The sequence below is a fragment of the Methanococcoides sp. LMO-2 genome, assembly GCF_038432375.1.
Lineage (GTDB): Archaea > Halobacteriota > Methanosarcinia > Methanosarcinales > Methanosarcinaceae > Methanococcoides > Methanococcoides cohabitans.
The window spans coordinates 26,964-49,908 of the sequence record NZ_JBCAUS010000006.1 but is presented as its reverse complement, the minus strand read 5'-3'; the positions used below and the strand labels follow the sequence as shown (position 1 = coordinate 49,908).

Annotated in this window: 23 protein-coding genes, 3 tRNA genes and 1 pseudogene; 20 read left to right on the top strand and 7 right to left on the bottom strand. The window is 44.4% G+C overall.

Annotated features, from left to right (window positions below; translation table 11 throughout):
- Positions 1-64 precede the first annotated feature (64 nt).
- The 5 genes from WOA13_RS07885 to WOA13_RS07865 are packed head-to-tail and all read left to right on the top strand — an operon-like array spanning position 65 to position 1,904.
- Complete coding sequence (locus tag WOA13_RS07885) at positions 65-634, top strand: DNA-directed RNA polymerase (RefSeq protein ID WP_342127375.1); 570 nt, start codon at positions 65-67, stop codon at positions 632-634.
- A gap of 17 nt (positions 635-651) precedes the next feature.
- Positions 652-837: a transcription elongation factor subunit Spt4 gene (gene spt4 / locus WOA13_RS07880; protein WP_048204682.1), complete on the top strand. Its 186-nt coding sequence runs from the start codon at positions 652-654 to the stop codon at positions 835-837.
- Positions 838-839: 2 nt separating this feature from the next.
- A complete protein-coding gene (locus WOA13_RS07875) occupies positions 840-1,421 on the top strand; it encodes a GTP-dependent dephospho-CoA kinase family protein (protein ID WP_342127374.1) in 582 nt (193 codons plus the stop codon).
- Positions 1,411-1,749, top strand: coding sequence for a 30S ribosomal protein S24e (locus WOA13_RS07870; protein WP_342127373.1), 339 nt, complete (start codon positions 1,411-1,413; stop codon positions 1,747-1,749). Before WOA13_RS07875 ends, WOA13_RS07870 begins: the two co-directional genes overlap by 11 nt.
- A 5-nt stretch (positions 1,750-1,754) precedes the next feature.
- Entirely contained in the window at positions 1,755-1,904 is a 150-nt protein-coding gene (locus tag WOA13_RS07865; RefSeq protein ID WP_342127372.1) for a 30S ribosomal protein S27ae, read from the top strand.
- 170 nt (positions 1,905-2,074) lie between these two features.
- On the opposite strand, the gene WOA13_RS07860 is transcribed toward WOA13_RS07865, so the two are convergent.
- From WOA13_RS07860 to WOA13_RS07850, 3 genes are read right to left on the bottom strand one after another with little or no spacing between them, the layout of a single operon-like run.
- Entirely contained in the window at positions 2,075-2,479 is a 405-nt protein-coding gene (locus tag WOA13_RS07860) for a response regulator (RefSeq protein ID WP_342127371.1), read from the bottom strand.
- 10 nt (positions 2,480-2,489) lie between these two features.
- Positions 2,490-4,994, bottom strand: coding sequence for a histidine kinase dimerization/phosphoacceptor domain -containing protein (locus tag WOA13_RS07855; protein WP_342127739.1), 2,505 nt, complete (start codon positions 4,992-4,994; stop codon positions 2,490-2,492).
- A 32-nt stretch (positions 4,995-5,026) separates the two neighbouring features.
- Complete coding sequence (locus WOA13_RS07850) at positions 5,027-5,815, bottom strand: helix-turn-helix transcriptional regulator (RefSeq protein ID WP_342127370.1); 789 nt, start codon at positions 5,813-5,815, stop codon at positions 5,027-5,029.
- A 340-nt stretch (positions 5,816-6,155) separates the two neighbouring features.
- Here WOA13_RS07850 and mtbC point away from each other — a divergent pair, with 340 nt between their 5' ends.
- The 7 genes and pseudogenes from mtbC (at position 6,156) to WOA13_RS07815 (ending at position 12,199) form a co-directional block, all read left to right on the top strand.
- Positions 6,156-6,815, top strand: coding sequence for a dimethylamine corrinoid protein MtbC (gene mtbC, locus WOA13_RS07845; RefSeq protein ID WP_342127738.1), 660 nt, complete (start codon positions 6,156-6,158; stop codon positions 6,813-6,815).
- Positions 6,816-6,833: 18 nt separating this feature from the next.
- Positions 6,834-8,237, top strand: a pseudogene (gene mtbB, locus WOA13_RS07840) ([dimethylamine--corrinoid protein] Co-methyltransferase).
- Positions 8,238-8,356: 119 nt separating this feature from the next.
- Positions 8,357-9,856, top strand: coding sequence for an APC family permease (locus WOA13_RS07835; RefSeq protein WP_342127369.1), 1,500 nt, complete (start codon positions 8,357-8,359; stop codon positions 9,854-9,856).
- Positions 9,857-10,013: 157 nt separating this feature from the next.
- Positions 10,014-10,871: a GAF domain-containing protein gene (locus tag WOA13_RS07830; protein ID WP_342127368.1), complete on the top strand. Its 858-nt coding sequence runs from the start codon at positions 10,014-10,016 to the stop codon at positions 10,869-10,871.
- A gap of 59 nt (positions 10,872-10,930) precedes the next feature.
- Positions 10,931-11,335, top strand: coding sequence for a response regulator (locus tag WOA13_RS07825; protein ID WP_342127367.1), 405 nt, complete (start codon positions 10,931-10,933; stop codon positions 11,333-11,335).
- Between the two features lie 328 nt (positions 11,336-11,663).
- Positions 11,664-11,840 carry a hypothetical protein gene (locus WOA13_RS07820; RefSeq protein WP_156145993.1) on the top strand — a complete coding sequence of 59 codons (177 nt, stop codon included), beginning with the start codon at positions 11,664-11,666 and terminating at the stop codon, positions 11,838-11,840.
- 206 nt (positions 11,841-12,046) lie between these two features.
- On the top strand, positions 12,047-12,199 hold the full coding sequence (locus WOA13_RS07815; protein ID WP_342127366.1) for a hypothetical protein: 153 nt from the start codon (positions 12,047-12,049) through the stop codon (positions 12,197-12,199).
- Positions 12,200-12,366: 167 nt separating this feature from the next.
- Here the strand turns inward: WOA13_RS07815 and WOA13_RS07810 are convergent, their stop codons facing one another.
- The 3 genes from WOA13_RS07810 to WOA13_RS07800 all read right to left on the bottom strand — a co-directional run bounded on the left by WOA13_RS07810 (position 12,367) and on the right by WOA13_RS07800 (position 14,226).
- Positions 12,367-12,621: a hypothetical protein gene (locus tag WOA13_RS07810; RefSeq protein ID WP_342127365.1), complete on the bottom strand. Its 255-nt coding sequence runs from the start codon at positions 12,619-12,621 to the stop codon at positions 12,367-12,369.
- A 193-nt stretch (positions 12,622-12,814) separates the two neighbouring features.
- A tRNA-Glu gene (locus WOA13_RS07805) sits at positions 12,815-12,892 on the bottom strand.
- A gap of 86 nt (positions 12,893-12,978) precedes the next feature.
- A complete protein-coding gene (locus WOA13_RS07800) occupies positions 12,979-14,226 on the bottom strand; it encodes a proteasome-activating nucleotidase (RefSeq protein ID WP_419095413.1) in 1,248 nt (415 codons plus the stop codon).
- A gap of 632 nt (positions 14,227-14,858) precedes the next feature.
- On the opposite strand from WOA13_RS07800, the gene WOA13_RS07795 reads away from it, so the two are divergent.
- From WOA13_RS07795 to WOA13_RS07760, 8 genes are all read left to right on the top strand, one after another.
- Positions 14,859-15,725, top strand: coding sequence for a hypothetical protein (locus WOA13_RS07795; RefSeq protein ID WP_342127364.1), 867 nt, complete (start codon positions 14,859-14,861; stop codon positions 15,723-15,725).
- 79 nt (positions 15,726-15,804) lie between these two features.
- The gene (locus tag WOA13_RS07790) at positions 15,805-15,966 is read left to right on the top strand and encodes a TIGR00304 family membrane protein (protein WP_342127363.1); all 162 of its coding nucleotides are present in this window, start codon (positions 15,805-15,807) and stop codon (positions 15,964-15,966) included.
- Between the two features lie 106 nt (positions 15,967-16,072).
- Positions 16,073-18,055 (top strand): excinuclease ABC subunit UvrB, encoded by a 1,983-nt coding sequence (gene uvrB, locus WOA13_RS07785; RefSeq protein WP_342127362.1) that lies wholly within the window; start codon positions 16,073-16,075, stop codon positions 18,053-18,055.
- 113 nt (positions 18,056-18,168) lie between these two features.
- Positions 18,169-18,240: transfer RNA gene (locus tag WOA13_RS07780), tRNA-Gly, on the top strand.
- A 149-nt stretch (positions 18,241-18,389) separates the two neighbouring features.
- Positions 18,390-19,277, top strand: a complete 888-nt coding sequence (gene uvsE, locus WOA13_RS07775; RefSeq protein WP_342127361.1) for a UV DNA damage repair endonuclease UvsE — start codon at positions 18,390-18,392, stop codon at positions 19,275-19,277.
- Positions 19,278-19,347: 70 nt separating this feature from the next.
- Complete coding sequence (locus WOA13_RS07770) at positions 19,348-19,932, top strand: SOUL family heme-binding protein (protein WP_342127360.1); 585 nt, start codon at positions 19,348-19,350, stop codon at positions 19,930-19,932.
- Entirely contained in the window at positions 19,932-21,362 is a 1,431-nt protein-coding gene (locus WOA13_RS07765) for a cryptochrome/photolyase family protein (protein WP_342127359.1), read from the top strand. Before WOA13_RS07770 ends, WOA13_RS07765 begins: the two co-directional genes overlap by 1 nt.
- A gap of 80 nt (positions 21,363-21,442) precedes the next feature.
- Positions 21,443-21,530: transfer RNA gene (locus WOA13_RS07760), tRNA-Leu, on the top strand.
- A 120-nt stretch (positions 21,531-21,650) separates the two neighbouring features.
- Here the strand turns inward: WOA13_RS07760 and WOA13_RS07755 are convergent.
- A complete protein-coding gene (locus tag WOA13_RS07755; RefSeq protein WP_342127358.1) occupies positions 21,651-22,772 on the bottom strand; it encodes a fasciclin domain-containing protein in 1,122 nt (373 codons plus the stop codon).
- Positions 22,773-22,945: the final 173 nt, after the last annotated feature.

The following is a 22,945-nucleotide window of genomic DNA, read 5'->3' as shown; positions in this document are numbered from 1 at the left end:
ATCATTCATATTTACAATAATAGTGGCAGTTTAGATTAATGCAGGGCATATTGGAGATCGAGATATGTATAAAAGGATGAAACTTGCGGACACTGTCCGTGTGGCTCCCCGCCTTTTAGGTGAGGATGTAGGAGTCAGTGTAAAGGACGCACTCAAGGAAAAACTTGAGGGCAGGGTCGATAAGACACTTGGTGCAATTGTTGCGGTCACGAATATTGAGGAAGTTGGAGAGGGACACATCCTTGTTGGTGACGGAGCAGTCTATTATGATGCGGTTTTCGAGGCTATTGTATTCATCCCACAGCTTCAGGAGGTCATTGAGGGACTGGTAGTCGAGACCGTTGAGTTCGGCGCGTTCGTCAGCATAGGTGCCATGGACGGCCTGTTGCACGTAAGTCAGGTCACTGATGACTTCATGTCATATGACGGCAAGAATGGAAGGCTTCTGAGCAAGACCGGTGGACGTACCCTTTCAGAAGGTGACAAGGTACGTGCCCGTATCGTTGCGGTGAGCACCAATGAAAGAGAACCAAGGGACAGTAAGATCGGTCTGACCATGCGTCAGCATGCTCTTGGTAGGCTGGAATGGCTCGAAGAGGCACGCAAGCCTAAATCTGAAGAATCTAAAGAGTGAACCGGAGTGTATCTATCATGGTAGAACAGGTATGTCGTGAATGTCACAGGCTGGTTACAGGCCAGACCTGCCCGGTATGTGGTTCAAGCAACTTGAGCGACGACTGGACCGGACTTGTCATCATTGTTGATCCTCAACGATCCAAGATCGCAGAGATGATCGGTGTGACAGTTGCCGATAAGTATGCTTTGAAGGTGCGTTAATCTTGGTTTGTGAGATCGTTTTGCCGGAGAGTCTTCGACCTCTTTTCCGGAAACCTTTTGGTGTCCTGTACGAGGGTGTTGGCGGTGATGCCGTCAGAAGCTCGGTGAAGGATCTCGATAACCCCACAAAACTTATATCTGTGGGTGATGTTACTACTTTCCACTTGCTCGAATCAAACATCATTCCGGATATACTGATCGTGGATGACAGGACGAAAAGGGCACCGGCATCCTCACAGGTTGTCTATGGTACAAAACATCAGGGTTTTGCTGAAGTAACAGTCGATAATCCTGCTGGTGTGATCACCGAAGAGTTGATATCTGTGATCGGGGATGCGTTAGTGTCTGATCGGAATGTCCGGATCTTCGTAAATGGTGAAGAGGATCTTGCGGCTTTACCTGCGATGATGATGGCGCCCATCGGGTCGGTTATAATGTATGGCCAGCCTGATAAAGGTGTAATGCTTGTAAGGATGACAGAATCCAAAAAAGCAGAAATAAAAGATCTATTTGATAAAATTCTTGAAAAACAAGATCATAAAGAACAGTTCAATAATGTGCGGAGGATATTACATGGACATTAATATTACAGAAGACAAAAACAACGCACTTCTCAACAGAAGGGAAGTGAAGTTCGCTGCGACCTTCGATGGTGCAACACCTTCAAGGATCGATGTAAAGAACAGGCTGGCTGCAATGCTTAACGTGCCACTTGAGCTCGTTATTCTCCAGAAGTTCGACAACAGCTACGGAATGTCCGCAGCTGAGGGTTACGCAAAGATCTATGAAGATGCAGATCGCATGAAGGTAGTCGAGAAGGAATACGTCCTTAAAAGGAACGAACTTCCAGAGCCTGAAGTCGAAGAGGAAGCATCCGAAGAAGCTGAAGAAGCAGCAGAAGATAGTGAGTGAGTACAATGGCAGTTAAAGACTACTACAAGGTAAATGGCGATTCCCTCGAAAGGCTCAGGCAGTTCTGCCCACGCTGTGGCGATGGCGTATACCTCGCAGACCACAAGGACAGACTTACCTGTGGCAAGTGCGGATACACTGAGTTCAAGAAATAATTTTGATATTTTGCATCGCAACCTTATGTTGTGATGCTTTTCTCTTTTAGTTTATTTTTCATAACTGCTTTTTTAGCCTTTTCTACCTGATCTACCTAATCGACTATTATTGTCTGGTCTACTGATCGTCAGCCTTACTCTCTTTTATTATTCTCCAATAGCTGGTCGTATCATTCTTCCGTTTCTTCAAGTCCTTTTTCCACTCTGTAATTGTGGAGTGCAAGTTCTATGGTGGTATGAAGACTGTTTTCCTCGAAAGGCTTTATGATATAACCATAAGGTTTTGTCCTTTTAGCCCGGGCCAGTATCTTTTCATCAGAATATGCCGTAAGGTAGACTACCGGGACATCGAAACGCTCTCGTATCTGTTGAGCGGCTTCGACACCATCCATATCACCTTTTAGCATGATGTCCATCAAAACGAGATCCGGAAATGTGATCTCTGCTTTACTGATGGCTTCTTTTCCGGAAGATGCGATGCTGGGTACAAGGTATCCCATATTCTTCAGCATCTTCTTGATGCCCAGGGCAACGATCTTTTCATCTTCTACGACCAGTATCTTAGTTTGAGTCATCAATTCCCTCTCATATCTCATATTTTTCTTCTGTGAACTGTATTATGAACTTTGTTCCTTTTTGCTTGTCAAGTGTGATCGTTCCATCGATCTGTTCTACCAGGTTCGTCACAAGCTGGAGGCCAAGGGATTCGGTCTCTCTGAAGTCGATATCTTCAGGTATTCCACATCCGTTATCGCAGACAGTTAATGTGAAGTTATCTCCTGTGTGTTTAATGTCCACGGATATGACTCCCTTCTCCTTATGGTCCTTGAAAGCATACTTTAGTGAGTTTGAAACAAGTTCGTTTATAATGATGCCAAGAGGCACTGCTGTATCCATGTTCAGGAAAATATCCTCAACGTTCAGAACGATCTCTATATCACGGTTTCCTACGACGTATGACTGTGACAGGTAGCTGATAAGGTTCTTTGAATAATCTGCAAAGTCAATGCTTTCCATATCCTCTGACTGGTAGAGTTTTTCATGGACCAGTGCCATTGTCCTGACCCTGTCCTGACTATCCCTGAATGCTTCCTTTACCTTCTTGTCCTTGAATTTATCAGACTCAAGGTACAATAATGTGGATATTACCTGAAGGTTGTTCTTAATGCGGTGGTGGATCTCCTTCTTGCGTATATCCTCTATCTTGATGAGAGCTTCTTCAGCACGTTTTCTTTCATCGATGTTCACAAGGATTCCCTGAAGGTAGTGTACGTTTCTCTCTTCGTCACGGCGTATGAATGTCCTTTCATCCACCCAGACGGCATTTCCATTTTTAGTCAGGAGCCTGTATTCTATGTTGAATTCATTGTAACCTTCATCACATCTTCTCTGAAGTTCGTCTTCAACTCTTGAAAGGTCCTGGGGGTGGACAATATCTCCATATTTTACTTTCTCGGATGAAAAATCCTCCATTGAATAGCCAAACTGTGATATGTTCTTGGATACGAATTCAATAGGCCAGCCTTTCTCTGCCCTCCACTTGAATACTACGACAGGACTGCTTTCTATGACTCTTTCCATCTCTTCTTTTATCTGGTTGGAATGTTCAAGCTCTTCTGCATATTTGATCAGGTCCTGTTTGGCCTTTTTCTGCTCACTGGTTATCTTGTAAAGGGCCTGCCTTGTTTCTTCGATACCATCCGTGAGTATCCTGAAGTCGCCTTCTCCTTTGATCTGTATCTCTCTTGTGAAGTCCTCTTTCTGGAAAGCCATCAATACTGAATTTGATTCATCAATAATGCTGTTGAGCTTTTCAGCAAATATATTTAGGCTGTCTCCAAGATCCTTGAAATCACCTTTAAGGCCGGAGTTGATTCTTGTTTCAAGTTCTCCTTTTGAGAGACCGTTGGCTACGCGCATGGTCTCGGCCATGGGTTTTGTGAAAGCATCCAGGATCTCGTTCAAACCCGAAGGTATATCCTTGAAATCGATGTCCACATCGGTGTCAGCACGGGCATATATCTTCCCTCCTACTGCTGCATCTGATACGTCTTTAAAGCTTGCTACGATCTCATTGATCGGTCTTGTAACAAAACCTGCAATAATGGCGGCAAGACCGGTCATGAATATGATGGATATTGCGGATATGACAATGAGGTTATTACGGAGCTCAACGACACCTGCTAGCATTTCCTCTTTTGGGACCACAAGTATGAATGAGAAATCTCCTGTCTTGATAGGCTCATAGAACATCACGACCTCTTTTCCTGTAGTTGGGTCGATCGTATCTATATATCCGCCTTCTCCTTCCTTGATATCATGTGCCATATCAGTGATCTCGGGGACATTGAAGTCATAGAGTGTCTTGTAACCGATCCAGTCCTTCTGTTCCGGTTGTGATATCAGGATACCTGTATTTCCCGTCATGAATGCATAACCTGTATCGAATGCTTTGACCTCGCTTACCACTTCATCAAGGTATGTGAGGGAAACATCCACTCCGCCTATGCCGATGAACTCTTCGTCTTTAATTATGGGTGTTACATAACTGACTATGAACACACCTTCATAGAAATAAGGGTCAATGATCTGGTCTTCACGCGTTTGTTTTGGTAGCTGGTAATAATCCGAGGTATCATATTCCAGCAGTGGATCGAGCTGAAGGTTCCCGTTGATCCGATTCCAGTATGGGATAAACCTCCCGGTTGAGTCGTGTCCCGGTGCATTTACAAAAGCGATGTCTTTTCCATCAAAGGCATTCGGCTCATAGCAAACGTATGTTCCGAGCAGGTCCGGGTTTTTTTCAGCCAGCTCTTTTAGTATGGCGTTCACTTCATCCCTGTCGGCGGTCTCATACGCAACCAGGGAATTTGCTATGGTCTGTCCTATTGCATGGTTCTTCCGCATATCAATGTCGAAATGGTTTGCATAACCCCTGGCCTGCTCTATAGACTGGTCGTAGGCCAGGTCAACTTCCTGATTCGTAACAGTTGAAATGATCACAGCAGTTGATGTTACCAGTACCAGCAGGACACCTATTACAATGAAAAGGATAAGTTTTGACCTTAAGGGTACGTTTTTCCATTCTATTTTTCTCAAAGCCATGTTGCAATGTTCCTTTTTTAGATGTCTTCCAGCAGGCGTGACCTTTCCTGGTAGTATGAGAATAGCTCCTCGCCCCAGATGCGGGCACTATCATCAAAGCTCATTATCTTTCTGTGATCGTATCTGCCATCCTTGTTGAAGAGGGATATATATGTAAAACGTTCAGTTACGGAGACAGTGGTAAGTTTGATGCTATCATCACACACATAGAGTTGTGTATTTTCGGATGACATGAGAAGTTGAAGGTTGTCAAGGCAATCGTTCTTCATTCGATCAAGGACAGAATCTGTTAGAATGAGCTCGAAACGAATGTCTTTTTCAAGTATCTCTGAAAACAGTTCCGGATATAGTGGGTGGAAATATGATGCAAACATCTTCACATCCTTTGACCTTATCAGGTTCTCTGTGAATTCCACCGGAAGTTCGAACATGTGGTTAAGATCAGGTTCAATGTGCATGCATTGGCCCAGCTCTCCCAGCCTGTATGCAAGAGGTTCCGGTATTGCTGTAAGGTCACGGGTCGCCCAGTACTCCCGATTCTCTTCTATTACTTCGAGAGTTTTCAATAAAGGGCTCATGTTCATTACTATTATCTTTCCGACATCAGAAAGTTCATAATCATCATTTTCATTCTGGATGATCATGTCCTGCTCTTTCAGTATCTTTATCTGTGGCATCATAGCCTTTGATGTGACATTCAGGGACGTTTTGATCTGGTCGATGTTCCTTGGTCCCTCTACGAGCAGTAAAAGAAGGTTTTTCCTTTTTTCAGAAAGCCATATTGTATCACTTAATGAGGATTTCATCGAGACTCCTCTATAAAATCAAGTATTAATGTTAATGATTCTTTCGGTTGTTCTTTTTGGCAGAATTGGTTCAGTGGTATCGCTCTGCCATTTACTGTAAATATGTCTCTTGATGTTGTTTACTCCTTATCGTTCGATTTACTATATATACCAAAGCCTTTGGAAATTCTCATGCCTTTGGAATATCCAACACCCCTTGTCATTTCTCGTTATGTTTTCTATCTCCCATAGCTGTCGAACTTCCGAATCAAATTATGCTATATATAATCCTGTTTTTTCATCTTATGGTGGTGAGGAGCATATCCTGACCATAATTACGTGGTAAATATTCCACAAATTAATTGGAGGTTGTAACACGACAAACGAAGAATTATTCAAAACACTATCCGATGCGGTAGTAAGTTGCAAAAAAGATGACGTAATTGCTGCAGTGGAGAAGGCAAAGGGCAAGGCTCCAGCAGTAGAACTTATTGACAACGGTCTTGCAGCAGGTATGAACGAAGTTGGTGTACTCTTCGAGAGAGGAAAACTCTTCCTTCCACACGTTATGATGGCAGCCGATGCAATGACAGCTGGTGTAGACATGCTTCAGGACGAACTTGGAGCCGGCGAAGGCGCATCTGACAAGCTTGGTGTTATCGTCAACGGTACCGTTGAGGGTGACGTTCACGACATTGGTAAAGCAATTGTCTCAACAATGCTTCAGGCAGCAGGCTTTGAAGTCCACGATATTGGAAGGGATGTGCCACTCCAGAACTTCATTGACAAGTGCAAGGAAGTAAACGCTAACATGGTAGGTCTTTCCGCACTTATGACCACAACTCTCCAGGGTCAGAAAGATGTTATCGAGCTCCTCAAGGAGAACGGTATGAGGGACAACATCAAGGTCATGGTCGGCGGTGCACCAGCAACAGATGCATGGGCAAAGAAGATCGGTGCAGACTGCTATGCAGAAAATGCAAGTGAAGCAGTAGCAAAAGCAAAAGAGTTACTTCTTTAATTTCACGGGGTTATTAAAATGGCAACAGAATATTTCTTAAGAATGGGTGACGGTGCAAGGATCTTCATGAGTAAGGAAGATATTCTTGCTGACATCGAGGCAGGTTCCGCAGATGCAGCAGACCTTGGTGACATCCCAGCACTTACCGAAGACCAGATGGACAAGATGCTTGAGATCATCATCAACCCTAACAGGATCGTTGGTGTTGAGCCTGGTATGGAAGTTCCTGTAACACACGACATCGGTACTATCAGGATTGACGGTGACCAGGGTAACAGTGGTGTAGGTATCCCTGCAAGCAGACTTACCGGTGCAATGATGCACGAGCGTGCATTTGGTGCAGATACAATGGAACTCGGTCACATCGATTACAGTTTCAAGCCTGTCAAGCCAGTAATCGCACAGGAACAGCAGACAATGGAAGTCTGCCAGCAGAACATGGTCGTACCTCTTCTCTACGGTGCAATGCCAAACATGGGTCTGTACTACACACCAGATGGTCCATTCGAGAACCCTGGTGACCTGATGAAAGCATTCAAGATCTCCGAAGCTCAGGAATCCATCCAGAAAGCTGGTGACCACGGAATCCGTGACATGGTCTGGATCATGCAGAGACTCCAGCATGTTGGTGGCGACGGTGTCAACTTCGATACCATCGGTGCAGCCGGTGACGGTGACATGTATGCATCCCTTAACGCTATCGAAGCACTGAGGAAAGAATTCCCTGGTATCTACATTGAAGCAGGTATGGCAGGAGAACTCGTTCTCGGTATGCACGGACAACTTGAGTACGATGGTACAACACTTGCAGGTCTGTGGCCACACCAGCAGGCACCACTTGTAGCAAAGGCAGGAGCAAACGTCTTCGGTCCGGTATGTAACACCAACACCAGCAAGTCATCCGCATGGAACCTTGGTCGATCAGTTACATTCATGAAGGCAGCTGTTGAGGCATCATCTATTCCATGTCACGTAGATATGGGTATGGGTGTCGGTGGTATCCCAATGCTTGAGACCCCACCAATAGATGCAGTAACCAGGGCAAGCAAGGCAATGGTCGAGATCGCAGGCGTCGACGGTATATAGATCGGTGTCGGTGACCCTCTCGGTATGCCAATCTCACACATTATGGCATCCGGTATGACCGGTATGAGGGCAGCTGGTGACCTTGTTGCAAGGATGCAGTTCGACAAGAACATGAGAATCGGTGAAGCAAAGGACTATGTTGCAAAGAAACTTGGTGTTTCAACCGTGGATCTCTCTGATGAGTATGTCATGAGGGAGCTTAGGGAAGAACTCGACGTCGGTGTAATCACCTCTGTACCAGGCTGTGCAAAGGGTATTGCAGCTAAGATGAACATCGAGAAACTCCTCGGTATCAACATCAACAGCTGTGACAAGTTCAGGGAAACCACTGCTTAAACCTTCTTGGTTTAATCGTACATTATTGTTGATATGGGCACGGCAGATGTCGGACCCATATCGATTTTATCTTTATTGCTGATTTAAGCAAACATTATTAAAAAGGAGTGTGATGGAATATGTCTGAAGAAAAAGGATCCGGTGTAGACTGGGGGCATGCAGAGCAGTGTGCTAAAGTGGTCTGCGATGCCGGTGAACTCGAACGATCGATCGATTGGAAACAGGGACTGGCTATTGCTATTGGTGTGCCTTTATTGATCTTGCCATCTATTGGTTATTTTGCTAGTTATCTATGGTCATTTGCTATTATTGTATGGGGTCTCTCTGTTTTCCAGGGATTTATGCAGAACCTCGCTTATGGTGAACTTGCAACAACCTTCCCTAATGCATCCGGTCTGCCTGGATTTGCGCAGAACGTTTTCAAGTCACCAAATCATGAAGGTAAATATGACAAGGGTAAATTGATTGGTGGATTCAGTGCATGGAGTTACTGGTTCGCATGGAACCCTGTACTTGCAATCTTTGCAATTCTTGTAGGTTTCTATCTCCACAGTCTCTTCCCAGCTCTTGCAGCATCTTTCACCCAGTACCAGCTTTCACTTGCAGCAGGTATTGTTATCTTCGGTGGACTTATACTCGTAAACTACCGTGGTCTTTCAAGTGGTGCGCTTGTAGGTTACATCCTTGCAGCATTCTCACTTGTTCCAATGGCAATTATTACGCTGGCACCTTATGCAACCGGTGATTTTGCAATGGCAAACATCACAAGTACCTGGCTGCCAACAGACTGGGCATGGGATTTCCACCACATATTGATCTTGCTCGGTATCTTTGCAATGGCCCAGTGGAGTGCTTGTGCATGGGAAACTGCCGCTATCTATGGTCCTGAATACAAGAACCCGGGTTCTGATGTGCCAAAGGCATTGTTCTCCTGTGGTGCTATCTGTCTGGTAGCTTACGTCCTTGTACAGATGACCATTACAGGTGTTCTTGGTATCGAGGGTATTGCCGCTGCACCAATTGACCCAATGCTTCCACTTGCACAGGCAGCACTCGGTGATGTCGGTTCAACAATCGCTATTGTCATGCTCATTGCAGCAATGGTATTGATCATCCAGACTGCATACCTTGGTTCTTCAAGGGCAATGCACTCAATGGCAACTGAAGGAAATCTTCCAAAAGTATTTGCAAAGACAAACGCACACGGTACTCCAATACTTGCAATGGTCATTATCGGTATCTTTAACCTGATCCTGATCTCAATGGGTACTCCATCAGCTATCCTTGCTGCATCAGCAATCGGATATGTTTGTGCTAACGGTATCAGTCTCTTCGCATATGTAAAGGCAAAATCAAGGCCGGACCTTGCTGGACTCGACAGGCCATTCAAGGCACCAACCGGATGGAAGAACGTTGCACTGTTGTTCGGTCTCTTCAACCTTCCTCTTTGTCTGGTCGGTGTGATCTACCTTAACAGTGTTGAAGGCAGCTGGTTCTCAACCATTGTCGGAATTTGTGTACTTGGTCTGTACGTACCACTGTGGTTCTATTCACAGCATGAGGCTCATGTTGATAAGATCGCTGCTGTAGGTCTGGTATCCAGTATCGAGAAGAAGTAAATGGAAAACAACTCCTCTATTTGAAAGGTTCCCGGATATCGGGTTCCTTTCTTTTTTGGTTTAAAAACATGGGACTTTTATTTAATATTCAATTCGTATTTATAACGGGGTAGGCGCTATGCAAGGGATCATAAATTTACCGGGTCAACAGGGGGAAATGCCCGAGGTGACATTTGTCTGGAGGTCAGAATATGGATGGCCACTGGACTCCGTATCTGATAATGTCTCCACTTTTGGTTATGAGCCTGATGATTTTCTGGTCTATGGCCTGTCCTATGAGGATATAATTCATCCTGCTGACCTTGAGAAGGTCAGGAAGGTCCTTCGGGAGTATTCAGGAAATCCCGGGGAAGATCTTGTACAGGAATACAGGATATTGAATGCAGATGGTGATGCCAGGTGGGTACGTGAAAATACGCAGATCATCTACGATGAAGATGGTCTTATGCAATGCCTGAGGGCAAAGATCGTTGATATCAACGATGAGAAAAAACATGATGATTTTATGTTCATTCAGGATGAGCTGGGAAGTCACCTGAGCTGGCCTGTTAATCTGGAGGACTCAATGGATGTCCTTCTTGAGCTGACAACTCAGCTTAATGCAATAGATATCTGTGCCCTATATGTGGTTGACGAGGTTACCGGGGGTCTGGTACTTGTGAATCATAAGGGACTTTCAAGTGAATTTGTGAACAGTGTCTCCTATTTTGATGCTGATTCAAGCCAGGTGAACTTTGCGAAGAAGGGTTTCCCTGTGTACAAGCACTATTCGGAGATCTATCCATTCATTACGGGTCCCGTTATGCAGGATGAGGGTCTGCAGGGTACGGCTATCATTCCGGTTCACCATGAACACCATTTTGTGGGATTACTGATCGCTTCTTCATCTTCGGAATTCATTATCCCTGAGGGTGACCGTGACAGTCTTGAGGTCATAAAATCCCTTGCAGGTCTTATGATCAGGAATATGACCATGTCAGTGATGAATGACGGTATGCATTACAGTATGGCATAAGTGATATTTGGGGAACGGATACGAGAACATGTCCTTTTGGGATGGTCCGGATAATTAATATGAAAAACAAAAAGATAGTCGTTGTTGAAGATGAACTGATCGTCGGTATGATGATCAAACTGAAGCTTGAGAAAATGGGTTATACTGTAGCAGGTATCGCTTCAAGGGGAAAGGATGCCATTTCTATGGTAAAGATGATCCAGCCTGGTCTGATACTTATGGATATCAGGTTAAAAGGTGGTATCGATGGGATTGATGCTGCTAAGATGATCCGCAAGTCATACAGCATTCCAATAGTGTTCATTACTGCGGACTCGTCCAAAGAGACTCGTGAGAGGGCCGATCTGGTAGGGCATCAGGGTTACCTGACAAAGCCCTTTATGGATGAGGATCTGGGAAATATCGTTCATTCTGTGTTTTACAACTCCGTGGGAAAAGCAAGAGAGGCCAATGTTCTGGCTTGATCTGGGTTCAAGTCATATCATGCCTTCTCTTTCTTTTTCTGCAACCTTTTTTTATTTTTTACATATCTTCTCATTTTCTGCACATATGAGGGATGCAATCCGTTTTTGTTGTATTTTTCCCGATAGTGACATTTGCCTTTCAGGTCTTCTTTTTTTTGGTCTTTAAAGGTATTGTCCTCACGCTCTATGGCAATCTATATATACTACCTCATCTTTTAGGAAAAAACACTTACAATTAAGAAAAACGAGTCGCGGTTTGTGTATATACGATACCGGTTGACTTCTCAACCTCTATCGCATGCTTAACCCCCTCATTGAGCGTGAAAATATGGTAGAAATGGAAGATGTTATTATCGGAGCTTTTGCATTTGCAGGAATTGCAACACTTATGCTTTATGTGATCACCAATCCTGGTGGCATGATCCCCTTCAACCTTCATGATGTTGCAGTTGGTTCTTTCGTAGTCTTTGCACTGAGCAAAGTGTCATTCCTTTCAAGTCTTTGATGGTGAGGTGTTTTCTCCATATGTTTAGTATGGGGTCAAGGCTAAACCATCGTATATTTTCTTCTTTTGGCACTATTAATATTAGTTCTCTCTATACAATGGTTCTTCTTTTTGTTCGTTCTTTATCTTGACCTGTCTATTATGAACGTTAAATTTAAGTTCTGTTTTCTTATTGTGTTCAATGGTCAGTTTCTGGAGGTTGTGTCGTGAGTATGAATTGTTGTGATGTCTGCAAGGTCTATGATGAATGTTCAAAGCTAGGGCTAAAGGAAACTGTGAATGACCTGAAGGATAAGAGGCTGGCAGCGTGTTTGTATGCCTGTGAGCGGCAATATCAGAAGGTTGTTGACGAGGAATAACAATTTCTGTTGTGGGACTTCAGTTTGTTTTTATCCTCTTCTTGATTTGTCTTGTTCAACAACTGCAGTCTATTTTCTTGGGGTTTTTCTCATAACGACTAGGATGCGGTCACCCCTTCCCCGCCTCCTCGTAGTATCAATTGGCTTATTGTATCTTATCTGCCCGTTTAATCACTCATATGCCAGAAGATCGCAATTCCAATTATTGTTCCGATTACTGCACCTATGACCACGTAATTGAAAGATGCTTGTGCTATTGATATTATAGCTTCGTCTACGCCGGCTAGGTCTGATCCTCTTGTCATGACTGTGCCTAATGGCAGTTTACCCATTCCTGGAGCTTCCGGTCTTAAAATATATCCAATTATTGCGCCTATCATTGTTCCTGCTGTAGGCAGGTATTTTGCTTTCTTTTCATCCATTGTATCTCTCTTTCGGTCCCGTATTTCTATAAGTTCCTTTGCAAATATCGTACTTGTGCGTTAAATAGATTTTTGCTATTGTGATGGCCTGGTAAATGTCTGGGTGGATTGCCTTCACAAAGGAATGGTCCAAACCGAAACAAAGCTAGATTGTTTTAATTACGTCAAAAATAGATGATTATATTAGAAGAATTGGTGCTCCGATGGGGATTCGAACCCCAGTCACAGGAGTGAGAGTCCTGTATGATTGGCCGTGCTACACTATCGGAGCACACGGTTTTAGTGCTTTTCAGCACCCCCTAAAAGCAATCAATTATATTTATACCTATCGTTTAAAAAAGTAGTTGGAAGTTCGCTTTAAACGAACATTCCAAACGGTGAATTTACTTCTTCGTCCGATACTACCTTTTCGAACGCATCAAGAAGGTCTTTCATGGTGATCTTGTCGCCTCTTCTTCTGAGGACGAACATTCCGGCTTCCTTGACAATTACGTTCAGGTCCGCACCACTCAGGCCATCGGTCATGTTTGCGATCCTGGCAAGGTCGAGGTCTTCTTCAAGGTTCATCTTCCTTGTGTGGATCTTCAGGATCTCTTCTCTTGCTTTCTCATCAGGGAGTGGAACTTCGATGATACGGTCGAACCTTCCTGGTCTCAGGAGTGCGGGGTCAAGCAGGTCGATCCTGTTGGTAGCTGCAATTATCTTTACATTGCCGCTGGGGTCGAACCCATCCATCTCTGCCAGAAGTTGCAACATTGTTCTGTTGACTTCTGCAGATCCTGTTGTGCCGTCATGGGTACGCATTCCTCCCACTGCATCTATCTCATCGATGAACAATATTGATGGGGATTTGTCCCTTGCGAGCTGGAATACATCTTTGACAAGTCTTGCGCCTTCTCCGATGAACTTCTGCACAAGGTCTGATCCTGACATGCGAATGAATGTGGCGTTTGCCCTTGATGCAACTGCCTTTGCTATCAGTGTCTTTCCTGTTCCCGGATTGCCGTACATGAGGACTCCGCTTGGGGGTTCTATTCCTATGTTCTCGAACAGTTCCGGTTCTGTCAGTGGCAGTTCAACTGATTCGATGACTTCCTTGAGGACTTCATCAAGACCGCCTATCATGTCATAGTCTACGCCTGGTGAATTGATAAGTTCCATGACTTGGGCGCGTACGTCAGCTGCTTTGCTGATCGTGGATATGATTGAAAATGCTGCATTAATGCTCACGCGCATGCCAGGTTCCACAGTGCCTTCCATTCCCGGTGGCATCCTTGTCATAACTTCCTGGTTGTTGCCATGCTGTCGCAGAAGCACCATGTCATCTTCCACTTCCATAACAGTTGCAATGAACAGTGGTGGTGTGGTGAGGTGGTCCAGCTGCTCTTTTAGTTTGTCTATCTCTGTAAGGTACTTGTTTGCCATCATATTGGCTTCAAGTAACTTTGCCTTCATAGTTTCATTCTGGACCTTCAGGACCTCGTTCTCGTTGAGGATCGACTGGATGTCCATGTCTTCAACTTCTTCTGCCTCGTGGGTTATTTTGTCGGAATTCATATCCGGTACATTATTTCCCGTTGATGATCCTGCACTTACGTCGGTCATGTTTCGTCCTTATAAACATCATGTGATATAAACTCAACTGAATGCGGCAAATGATTTGCGTGCGGCAGTTATATTGTTCTCATTATGTGGTCTGTTGGTAGTCGATCCTTCTGTAATTGCACCGTTAATATGTATCTGCAACTAATTTAAAACAATATTAGAGCTTTTATTATAATTATGTGCATTAATATCAAATTTTAACCGATTTTATGATATAGATACACTTTATTTTTGTTTTTACTTGATAATTACAAAAAAATAGATTTGAAAACAAACCCCTTTGCTTCCACTGGAGTATTTCATATGAAACACAATTTTCATTGTATTTCATGTTTTTAGGCTGAAAATTTAGCTAAAAAATTAAGCTTATTTATCTGTTTATTTCTAAAAATAAGTGTTTTAAAGTCTTTATTTTTAGATAATACAGATAATGACATGTATTTAATAAAAACATTTATATATCATTAAGGATAATGGATGTATTGCAGTTCAAAGCAATTGTATGATACAAGAGCATATCAGTTGCATGAGGCTGTATTCACATAAAAGCTGAGCCATTATCTGAGGGGATGAATGGTTTGTGAATCCACCGATCTGAGGGGATGGATGGATCCGCTGCAGAGGCGCAAAAGATGAAGATTCGGCTCGAAATAATCGATGACGAAGGAAAAGAGAACACCAGTATCGAATTTGCTGGTGAGAATGTAAAAGGACGGGTTATCAAGTTTATTGATACTTTGGAAGAGGTGCAACCTCGTTCGACCGGATCTTCATCCGCAGCCCTGCGATCTGAGCAAAATGCTCAACAATCTTTTTTACAACCGACTTCCACGACAACAACTGGGAGTCCTGTTTCACAACCACAACAGGTTGTGCCACCACAGTATCCGCCACAATACTGTTCTGTTCCTGTTATGCCAGTTCAACAGCAGGCGCAGCCAATTTATCAGTCTGTACAGGTGCCTGTACAGCAAACTCAACAGTATCCGCAGTACTATGTACCTGTGAATCAGCAAACAGTGAATCCGGGTGTGAATCCTGTGGTGAACCAGCCAGCTGTTTATCAACAGCCTGCACAACCGCAGCAGTCGCCGGTGTCTCCCGGAATGGTCGCTCCGTCAGTTCCTTCTCAGGGAGCTGTGACACAACAACAGGTTCCACAGGTTAACAACAATACTGTTTCTAATGTACCACTTCGCGACAAGGTGAGTAATTCAAAACTAACTATCAGTGAAAGGCTTGAACTTTTCCTGAAGTATGAACATCCTCGTGAATGGTCCACTTCACAGCAGATCCAGCAGAACTATGAGCGTGTCTATGGTGAGATCAAGTTAAGCACAGTTTCTACATATCTCTCCCGCATGTATCGCAAGAACCTTCTGGAACGTCGTGGCAATCGCACACAGAGGGAATATATCTATATTGCTGACATGGAAGATGTTGCCGGTCAGGCAGCTCCGCAGGGATATGCACCTGTCTGGCAGACGCAGAGGGTATGACTTTTAATTGTTCTGTGAGAATTGTTTCCTATGGGATCGGGGAATGATGACTTTCAACTTGGTTCTCTATTGATCTTCATTGGTTCTTTTTCTTGTTTTTACAGGTATGGTAGTGACTGCCATGACCTCATCCGGATCCAGTGACTTCGGAGGTCTTGTGATGATAGGCCCGATACCGATCGCATTCGGTTCATCTTCAGGGATTGCCAGTATTATGATGTGGTTCTTGCTGTTCTGGTGATGGTGTGGATATGTGATCCTGTTTTTATGTCCTGTTGTTCTGTGAAATGAGCCTCTAGTGCCGCACACATACGTTTATAGGTGTTCACAGACATATTCACAATTTGATGGGCAGTTTTAAGCTTGTATCTGAATATGAACCAAAAGGTGACCAGCCGGAAGCTATCCGGAAGCTGGTCGAGGGGCTTGATAAAGGGTTAAAACATCAGGTCCTGCTGGGTGTAACAGGCTCCGGTAAGACATTCACAGTAGCCAATGTCATACAGAAGGTCCAGAAACCCACACTTGTGATCGCTCACAACAAGACGCTTGCAGCCCAGCTGTTTTCGGAGTTCAGGGAGTTCTTTCCTGATAATGCCGTTGAATATTTTGTCAGCTATTATGATTACTACCAGCCTGAGGCCTATATTCCCACTACTGATACGTATATCGAGAAGGATTCCTCTGTGAACGAGGAGATCGACAGGCTCAGGCTTTCTGCCACAAAGTCACTTATAGAGCGCAGGGATGTTATTGTTGTTTCCAGTGTTTCAAGTATTTACAACATCGGTTCTCCTGAAGAATGGAGAAAAATGTCTGTAGTGTTGAAGCAGGGTGAGCAGATCGGTAGAAGTGAGTTGTTCGCAAGTCTCATCGACATCCAGTATGAGCGCAACGAAATGGATTATGCGAAAGGTACTTTCCGATCCAAGGGTGACACTGTGGAAGTGTTCCCTGCACAGGAGAACCACGGTATACGCATTGAACTGTTCGGGGATGAGATCGACAGAATATCCTCTTTTGATCCGTTGACTGGCAAGACCCTGGGTGTTGTGAAAGAGGAAAACAGCATTGTCATCTATCCGGCAAAGCATTTCATCATGCCTCAGGAAGAAATGGTGAAGGCACTCAATTCCATTGAGGAAGAGCTTGAAGAGCAGGTCTCAAAGCTTGAGGCGGATAACAGGGTGCTCGAAGCCCAGCGGTTGTTGCAGCGGACCAACTTTGATATGGAGATGATCCGCGAACTTGGATACTGCAGCGGTATTGAGAACTATTCCCGTCACTTCGATGGTAGGAGTCCCGGAGATCCTCCGTCTTCCCTGCTTGAGTTCTTCCCTGATGATTTCCTGCTGGTCATCGATGAGTCTCATGTGACCATCCCTCAGATACGGGGTATGCACAATGGTGATCGCGCCAGGAAGGAATCTCTTATCAATTACGGTTTCAGGTTGCCTTCAGCTTTTGACAACCGTCCTCTGAAGTATGATGAGTTCCACCGCCTGATAAACCAGGCGATATATGTGTCCGCAACCCCTGCGGAATATGAGCTTGGCATCAGCAGTGCTGTCGTTGAGCAGATCATCAGGCCTACCGGTCTTGTGGATCCGGAGGTCTACGTACGCCCTGTTGAAGGGCAGATCGATGATCTTATCGGTGAGGTCAATAAGGTCACGGAACGTGGCTATCGTACTCTTGTGACAACACTGACCAAGCGCATGGCAGAGGACCTGACGGACTACCTGCTGGAGATGGGCATCCGGGTTCGCTACATGCATTCTGATATTGACACTCTCATGCGGGCGGAGATCATCCGTGACCTCAGGAAAGGTGAGTTCGATGTACTTGTGGGTATCAACCTCCTGAGGGAAGGTCTTGACATCCCGGAGGTTGCTTTTGTTGCTATTCTTGATGCGGACAAGGAAGGTTTCCTGCGTTCGGAGAGGTCCCTGATACAGACCATAGGAAGGGCTTCCAGGAACTCTGAAGGATATGTTATCCTGTATGCCGACAACATGACCGGTTCCATGGCTGGTGCTCTTAAGGAATCTAACAGAAGGCGTGAGATTCAGCTTGCGTATAACAGGGAGCACAATATAATTCCGCAGACCATCAGGAAGGCCTTGCAGAAGGAACTTGTCGAGGCAGAGTATGAGGAAGTGAAGTCCGAGATCCTTGAGGTTGCCGAGGATCTATCTGATATGGAGCTTGCAGACATGATAATTGACCTTGAGGCGGAGATGCATTCTGCGGCTGCAAATCTCGAATTTGAGAGGGCAGCGGCACTTCGGGACGAGATAAAGGAACTTCGAAGTACCTATTCTTTATAAGTGCTTATCATGGGTTCCCGGATTCGTATTGGATTCGTTGCAATACTTCCGACACGTAGCTCATTTTAAGCGAAAGGATTATATTCTAAAAATGCAAGTTAGGGGATGCAAGTGCGCTGATGGTCTAGTGGCTATGACTGTGGCCTTCCAAGCCATAAACCCGGGTTCAAATCCCGGTCGGCGCATCTTTCTTCTCTTTTAACATAACTACAACCTTTAGTTCACTCTTTGTTGATTCGTTTCACACTTCATTTTTGTCATTTCCTCTTTCAAAAGAATTAAATCATTCTGGACTCAAACCAATTATGGCCTTTCTTTAAGGAGTGATCATTCTATGAAATTGGGTTATCCCTGTATTAACAGGAGCATTGGGTGTGCTGCCAACAGGAAGTTCAGGCTTGCTTCCTATTCTGAAGATAAGCTGGTAGATACTGTAACTAACAATCTGGATTGCATGCACAAGATACTGAAATATAATCTGGATAACGATCTTTTCTTCTTCAGGCTAAGTTCTGATACTGTTCCATTTGCTTCCCATCCTATTTGTGATTTTGATTGGGTGGGCTACTTCAGGTCTGAGCTGCAGGAGATTGGCCGGTTCATAATTGAGAACGACATGAGGATATCCATGCATCCGGACCAGTTCATTCTTCTGAACTCTCCTGATGAGGGCATTACTCAGAGAAGCATTGCAGAACTTGAGTACCACTGCAAACTCCTGGATGCTATGGGGCTGGATAATACTGCGAAAGTACAGGTACATGCCGGGGGTGTCTACAAGGATCGGGAACTGGCAGTTGAGAGGTTTGTTGAGAGATACGAGAGCCTTGATCCGGGACTTAGGAAGAGGCTTGTTGTTGAGAATGATGATCGTCTGTACAGCCTCAGGGATTGTCTCCTGATAACTGATCTCTGTGGAATTCCTATTATTTTTGATAGCTTTCACCATGAATGTCTCAACAACGGGGAAAGTTTTTCCAGTGCTATGGGTGATGCTGCTTCGACATGGGGTAAGGGTGATGGTGTTCCAATGATCGATTACAGCAACCAACAGCCCGGTGCAAGGAAGGGAAAACATTCAACATCTCTGGATATTGGTCATTTTCGGGATTTTCTTGAAGAGGTCAGGGAATTCGATCTTGATATAATGCTGGAGATCAAGGACAAAGAGAAGAGTGCATTAAATGCAATTGGCATTATGAAGGAACTCGGACTGGCATGATCTGGAAGTTTTCAGCATTTTGCTAATCTCATTCTAAAGATTTATTAACTTCTCGCCCCCATATATTATCATGGAAAATAAGGGGGCATTAATTGTGATAGTGGCAACATTGTTGGTCCTTGTTGCAATATGGTTCCTGGTGGGGGTCAGGATATCTATGAGTACTGAACAGGTTAATTATACAGTGATCGAAGAGCTCGGCGATGGTGTTGAGATAAGACAGTATGAAGAGAACACTTTCATATCTGCAGATGCAGGTGGTTCTAACTCCGGTTTCAGGATACTCTCCGGTTACATATTTGGAAAGAACGAACAAAATACAAAGATAGCGATGACCGCTCCTGTGATATCAAGGCAGGAGGGGGATGTGATGCATATGTCCTTCGTCCTGCCGGAAGGGTATGATTCTAAAAATGCACCTGCTCCGCTGGAAGAAGGTGTGCTGATACACGATGTAGCTCCAAGAAAGGTTGTGACTATCAAATTCTCCGGCTATGTCACAGATTCCAAAATAGAATCTCACAGGGAAATACTTGAAGGGAAGATCTCGGAGAATGGTCTGAATACTAAAGGCGAGTTCTTCCTGATGCGCTACAATCCCCCGTGGGTGCCACCTATGCTGATGAAGAATGAACTTGCAGTGGAGCTCGAGTGATGTCCCGCTTCCAGAGGTCTCTCTTTGTTTTCAGGAGGGACCTGCGGGTCGATGACAACACTGCTCTTCTCGCAGCTCTTGAGATGTCCGACGAGGTTATTCCTTGTTTCATATTCGACCCGCGCCTGAGCGATCCTGCAAGGAAGAACTTCAACAGCAATTCCTTTCAGTTCCTTCTGGAATCACTTGACGACCTCAGGGGGCAACTGGAAGCTGTGGATGGCAGGTTGTACCTCTTTTCAGGTCTTCCGGAAAATGTGATCGGTAACCTTCTGGAAAAGGGTGGGATTAATGCAGTCTTCATGAATCGTGATTACACTCCTTTCAGTCTCAAAAGGGATGAGAGAATCTCAAGTTTGTGCAACTATCGGGGTGTTGAACTGTTTCAGTTCCACGACTGCCTGCTCACTGAGCCCGGGATGGTACGCACTAAACAGGGGACTCCGTACAAGGTATTCACACAGTTCTTCAGAGAGGCATCGAAAAGGGATGTTCCCATTCCTTCAATGTTTGCCGGTGTGAGTGAAGACGTTGCTGACCTTTTTTTCACCGGAGATCTCGAGGCAGGTGAGGTTGACGGGGTTTCAGATGTAGATTTTCTGAAAGGCTTGCTTCCTGAGAGTAATGAACATCTGTTTACACACGGTGGGAGGAGCAATGCCCTGTCAATTCTTAAGTCTCTATCAGAGTTCTCAAACTACGATCATGAACGTGATCTGCCCTCTATCAGGGGTACTACCGGCCTTTCTGCACACAATAAGCTGGGTACGATCTCCATAAGGGAGTTCTATTATTCTGTTCTACATGAGCTTGGAAGGGATCATACACTAATCAGTGAAATGTACTGGCGGGATTTTTTCACACAACTTGCTTTTGAGTTCCCGGAGGTCTTCAGGCATGCATTCAAGAGCAAGTTCGATGATCTTGAGTGGGCCAATGATCGGAAGCTATTCGAGGCCTGGTGTTCGGGAAACACAGGATTTCCCATTGTGGATGCCGGTATGAGGGAGTTGAACACTACAGGATATATGCACAATCGTGTCAGGATGATAGTGGCATCCTTCCTTGTGAAGGACCTGCACATAGACTGGAGGTGGGGTGAGCGCTATTTCGCATGTAAACTGGTGGATTACGATCCCTGTGTGAACAATGGGAATTGGCAATGGGCAGCTTCTACAGGTGCAGATTCACAGCCATATTTCAGGATATTCAACCCCTGGCGTCAGCAGAAGAAGTTCGATAGTGATTGTGAATACATAAAAAGATGGGTGCCTGAACTGCGGGACATCGAATCTTCTGTAATCCATAAACTCGAAAATGACAATGATGTCGATATTGGGGATTATCCGAAACCAATAGTTGACCACAGTATGGAACGGGAAATTGCATTGTTCATGTTCAAGTCAGCAAGTCAGGTCACCGATTTATGATCAATTTCCTGAAATGAAAAACAACGTCTGAAGTGCGCAATATTAATATATAAAACGAATATTTAGAGATTACTCATTTTGCGGGGGTTGCCCAGCCAGGCCAAAGGCGCAGGGCTTAGGACCCTGTCTCGTAGGAGTTCGTGCGTTCGAATCGCACCTCCCGCACCACTTTTTTGAGATTTAACTTTATACGGTATTTCATTCTCTCATAGATTCCGCTACAGCATGATCCTTTATGTTAATTATCAATATATAAGAAAAAAAGAAGTTGGAGAGGTGCCTAATTGCTTAACTCTCCAGATCGCTGATTATCATTTCAGCTAAGCTGATCCATTCTCCTGCAACAACTTCATCAATGGCTTTTCCACTCTGAGCCTCCACACTGTTGATGAAAGCATTTAACTGATTGGCAGCAGCTTTTTCATTTCCTTTAGATTCTGATTTAAGCGCTGCATCCAGCTTTGCCTGGAGTGCTCTGTCGATAGGCCGGTTCAGGTCTTCGGAATCCACCTGTGATTTGAGAGCTATGATGTCAGCTTTAATGTTTGGCGGCACCAACACAGCATCTATCACATGTACAACTCCATTGTCTGCTTCGAGATCAACAACAGTGACTTTAGCATCGTTGATGAATACACCGTCTTCATTGATTGTTACCAGGATATTCTTGCCCAGTAATGTGGTTGCAGTCATTCCATCTGAAAGGTCTGTTGACAGGACTCTTCCGTCCAGCACATGATAGAGCAATATGTTTGTCAGTTCCTCTTCAGATAAACTAGCAAGGAGCCCTGGCGGTAGTGCATCAAATGCATCATCAGTTGGTGCAAATACTGTAAAATTTCCTGGTCCTGAAAGTGTTCCATTCAAATTGGCAGCTATCAATGCTGCTTCAAGGGTAGTATGTCTTGGACTATTGCTGATTATGTCTACAACAGTAGCCGGTGGTACCAGCACAGCATCTATCACATGTACGACTCCATTGTCCGCTTCGATATCAACAACAGTGACCTGAGCATTGTTGATGAATACATCAGTTCCATCTATTGTTACCAGAACGTCCTTTTCCAGTAATGTTGTAGCAGTCATTCCATCTGAAAGGTCTGTTGACAGGACTCTTCCGTCCAGTGCATGATAGAGCAATATGTTTGTCAGTTCCTCTTCAGATAAACTAGCAAGGAGCCCTGGTGGCAGTGCTGCAAAGGCAGCATCCGTTGGTGCAAATACTGTGAAATTTGTATCCTCTGCTGAGAGAGGTACTGTTAAGCCAGTATCACTTAATGCTGTTTCAAGAATAGTATGGTTTTCACTATCATTGATTATGTCTACTACAGTTCCTGCGCTTGCAGTTGCTGTCAAAGAAAAAATAACAGCTAAAAATGTCAATAACCATATCGTACTTTTATATTTCATTATTTAGCCCCCATATTTGGCATTTGTGCCTAATAAAAAATTCACTTGTTAACATATAAACTTTTATAATTTTTTGAGACAGAATTGTATATTAATATTATTAATTAATCCATGATATTTTTTACAATTAGGGATTATGTATACTATCCTGTTTTATCATCCGGATAGCTTCG

Coding starts and splice junctions, on each gene's coding strand:
- WOA13_RS07765 (WP_342127359.1), top strand. CDS start 19,932: ATGTCCCGCTTCCAGAGGTCTCTCTTTGTTTTCAGGAGGGACCTGCGG.
- WOA13_RS07885 (WP_342127375.1), top strand. CDS start 65: ATGTATAAAAGGATGAAACTTGCGGACACTGTCCGTGTGGCTCCCCGC.
- WOA13_RS07770 (WP_342127360.1), top strand. CDS start 19,348: ATGGAAAATAAGGGGGCATTAATTGTGATAGTGGCAACATTGTTGGTC.
- WOA13_RS07755 (WP_342127358.1), bottom strand. CDS start 22,772: ATGAAATATAAAAGTACGATATGGTTATTGACATTTTTAGCTGTTATT.
- WOA13_RS07800 (WP_419095413.1), bottom strand. CDS start 14,226: ATGACCGACGTAAGTGCAGGATCATCAACGGGAAATAATGTACCGGAT.
- WOA13_RS07860 (WP_342127371.1), bottom strand. CDS start 2,479: ATGACTCAAACTAAGATACTGGTCGTAGAAGATGAAAAGATCGTTGCC.
- uvsE (WP_342127361.1), top strand. CDS start 18,390: ATGAAATTGGGTTATCCCTGTATTAACAGGAGCATTGGGTGTGCTGCC.
- WOA13_RS07865 (WP_342127372.1), top strand. CDS start 1,755: ATGGCAGTTAAAGACTACTACAAGGTAAATGGCGATTCCCTCGAAAGG.
- uvrB (WP_342127362.1), top strand. CDS start 16,073: ATGGGCAGTTTTAAGCTTGTATCTGAATATGAACCAAAAGGTGACCAG.
- WOA13_RS07870 (WP_342127373.1), top strand. CDS start 1,411: ATGGACATTAATATTACAGAAGACAAAAACAACGCACTTCTCAACAGA.
- spt4 (WP_048204682.1), top strand. CDS start 652: ATGGTAGAACAGGTATGTCGTGAATGTCACAGGCTGGTTACAGGCCAG.
- WOA13_RS07820 (WP_156145993.1), top strand. CDS start 11,664: ATGGTAGAAATGGAAGATGTTATTATCGGAGCTTTTGCATTTGCAGGA.
- WOA13_RS07830 (WP_342127368.1), top strand. CDS start 10,014: ATGCCCGAGGTGACATTTGTCTGGAGGTCAGAATATGGATGGCCACTG.
- WOA13_RS07810 (WP_342127365.1), bottom strand. CDS start 12,621: ATGGATGAAAAGAAAGCAAAATACCTGCCTACAGCAGGAACAATGATA.
- WOA13_RS07850 (WP_342127370.1), bottom strand. CDS start 5,815: ATGAAATCCTCATTAAGTGATACAATATGGCTTTCTGAAAAAAGGAAA.
- WOA13_RS07795 (WP_342127364.1), top strand. CDS start 14,859: ATGAAGATTCGGCTCGAAATAATCGATGACGAAGGAAAAGAGAACACC.
- WOA13_RS07825 (WP_342127367.1), top strand. CDS start 10,931: ATGAAAAACAAAAAGATAGTCGTTGTTGAAGATGAACTGATCGTCGGT.
- WOA13_RS07835 (WP_342127369.1), top strand. CDS start 8,357: ATGTCTGAAGAAAAAGGATCCGGTGTAGACTGGGGGCATGCAGAGCAG.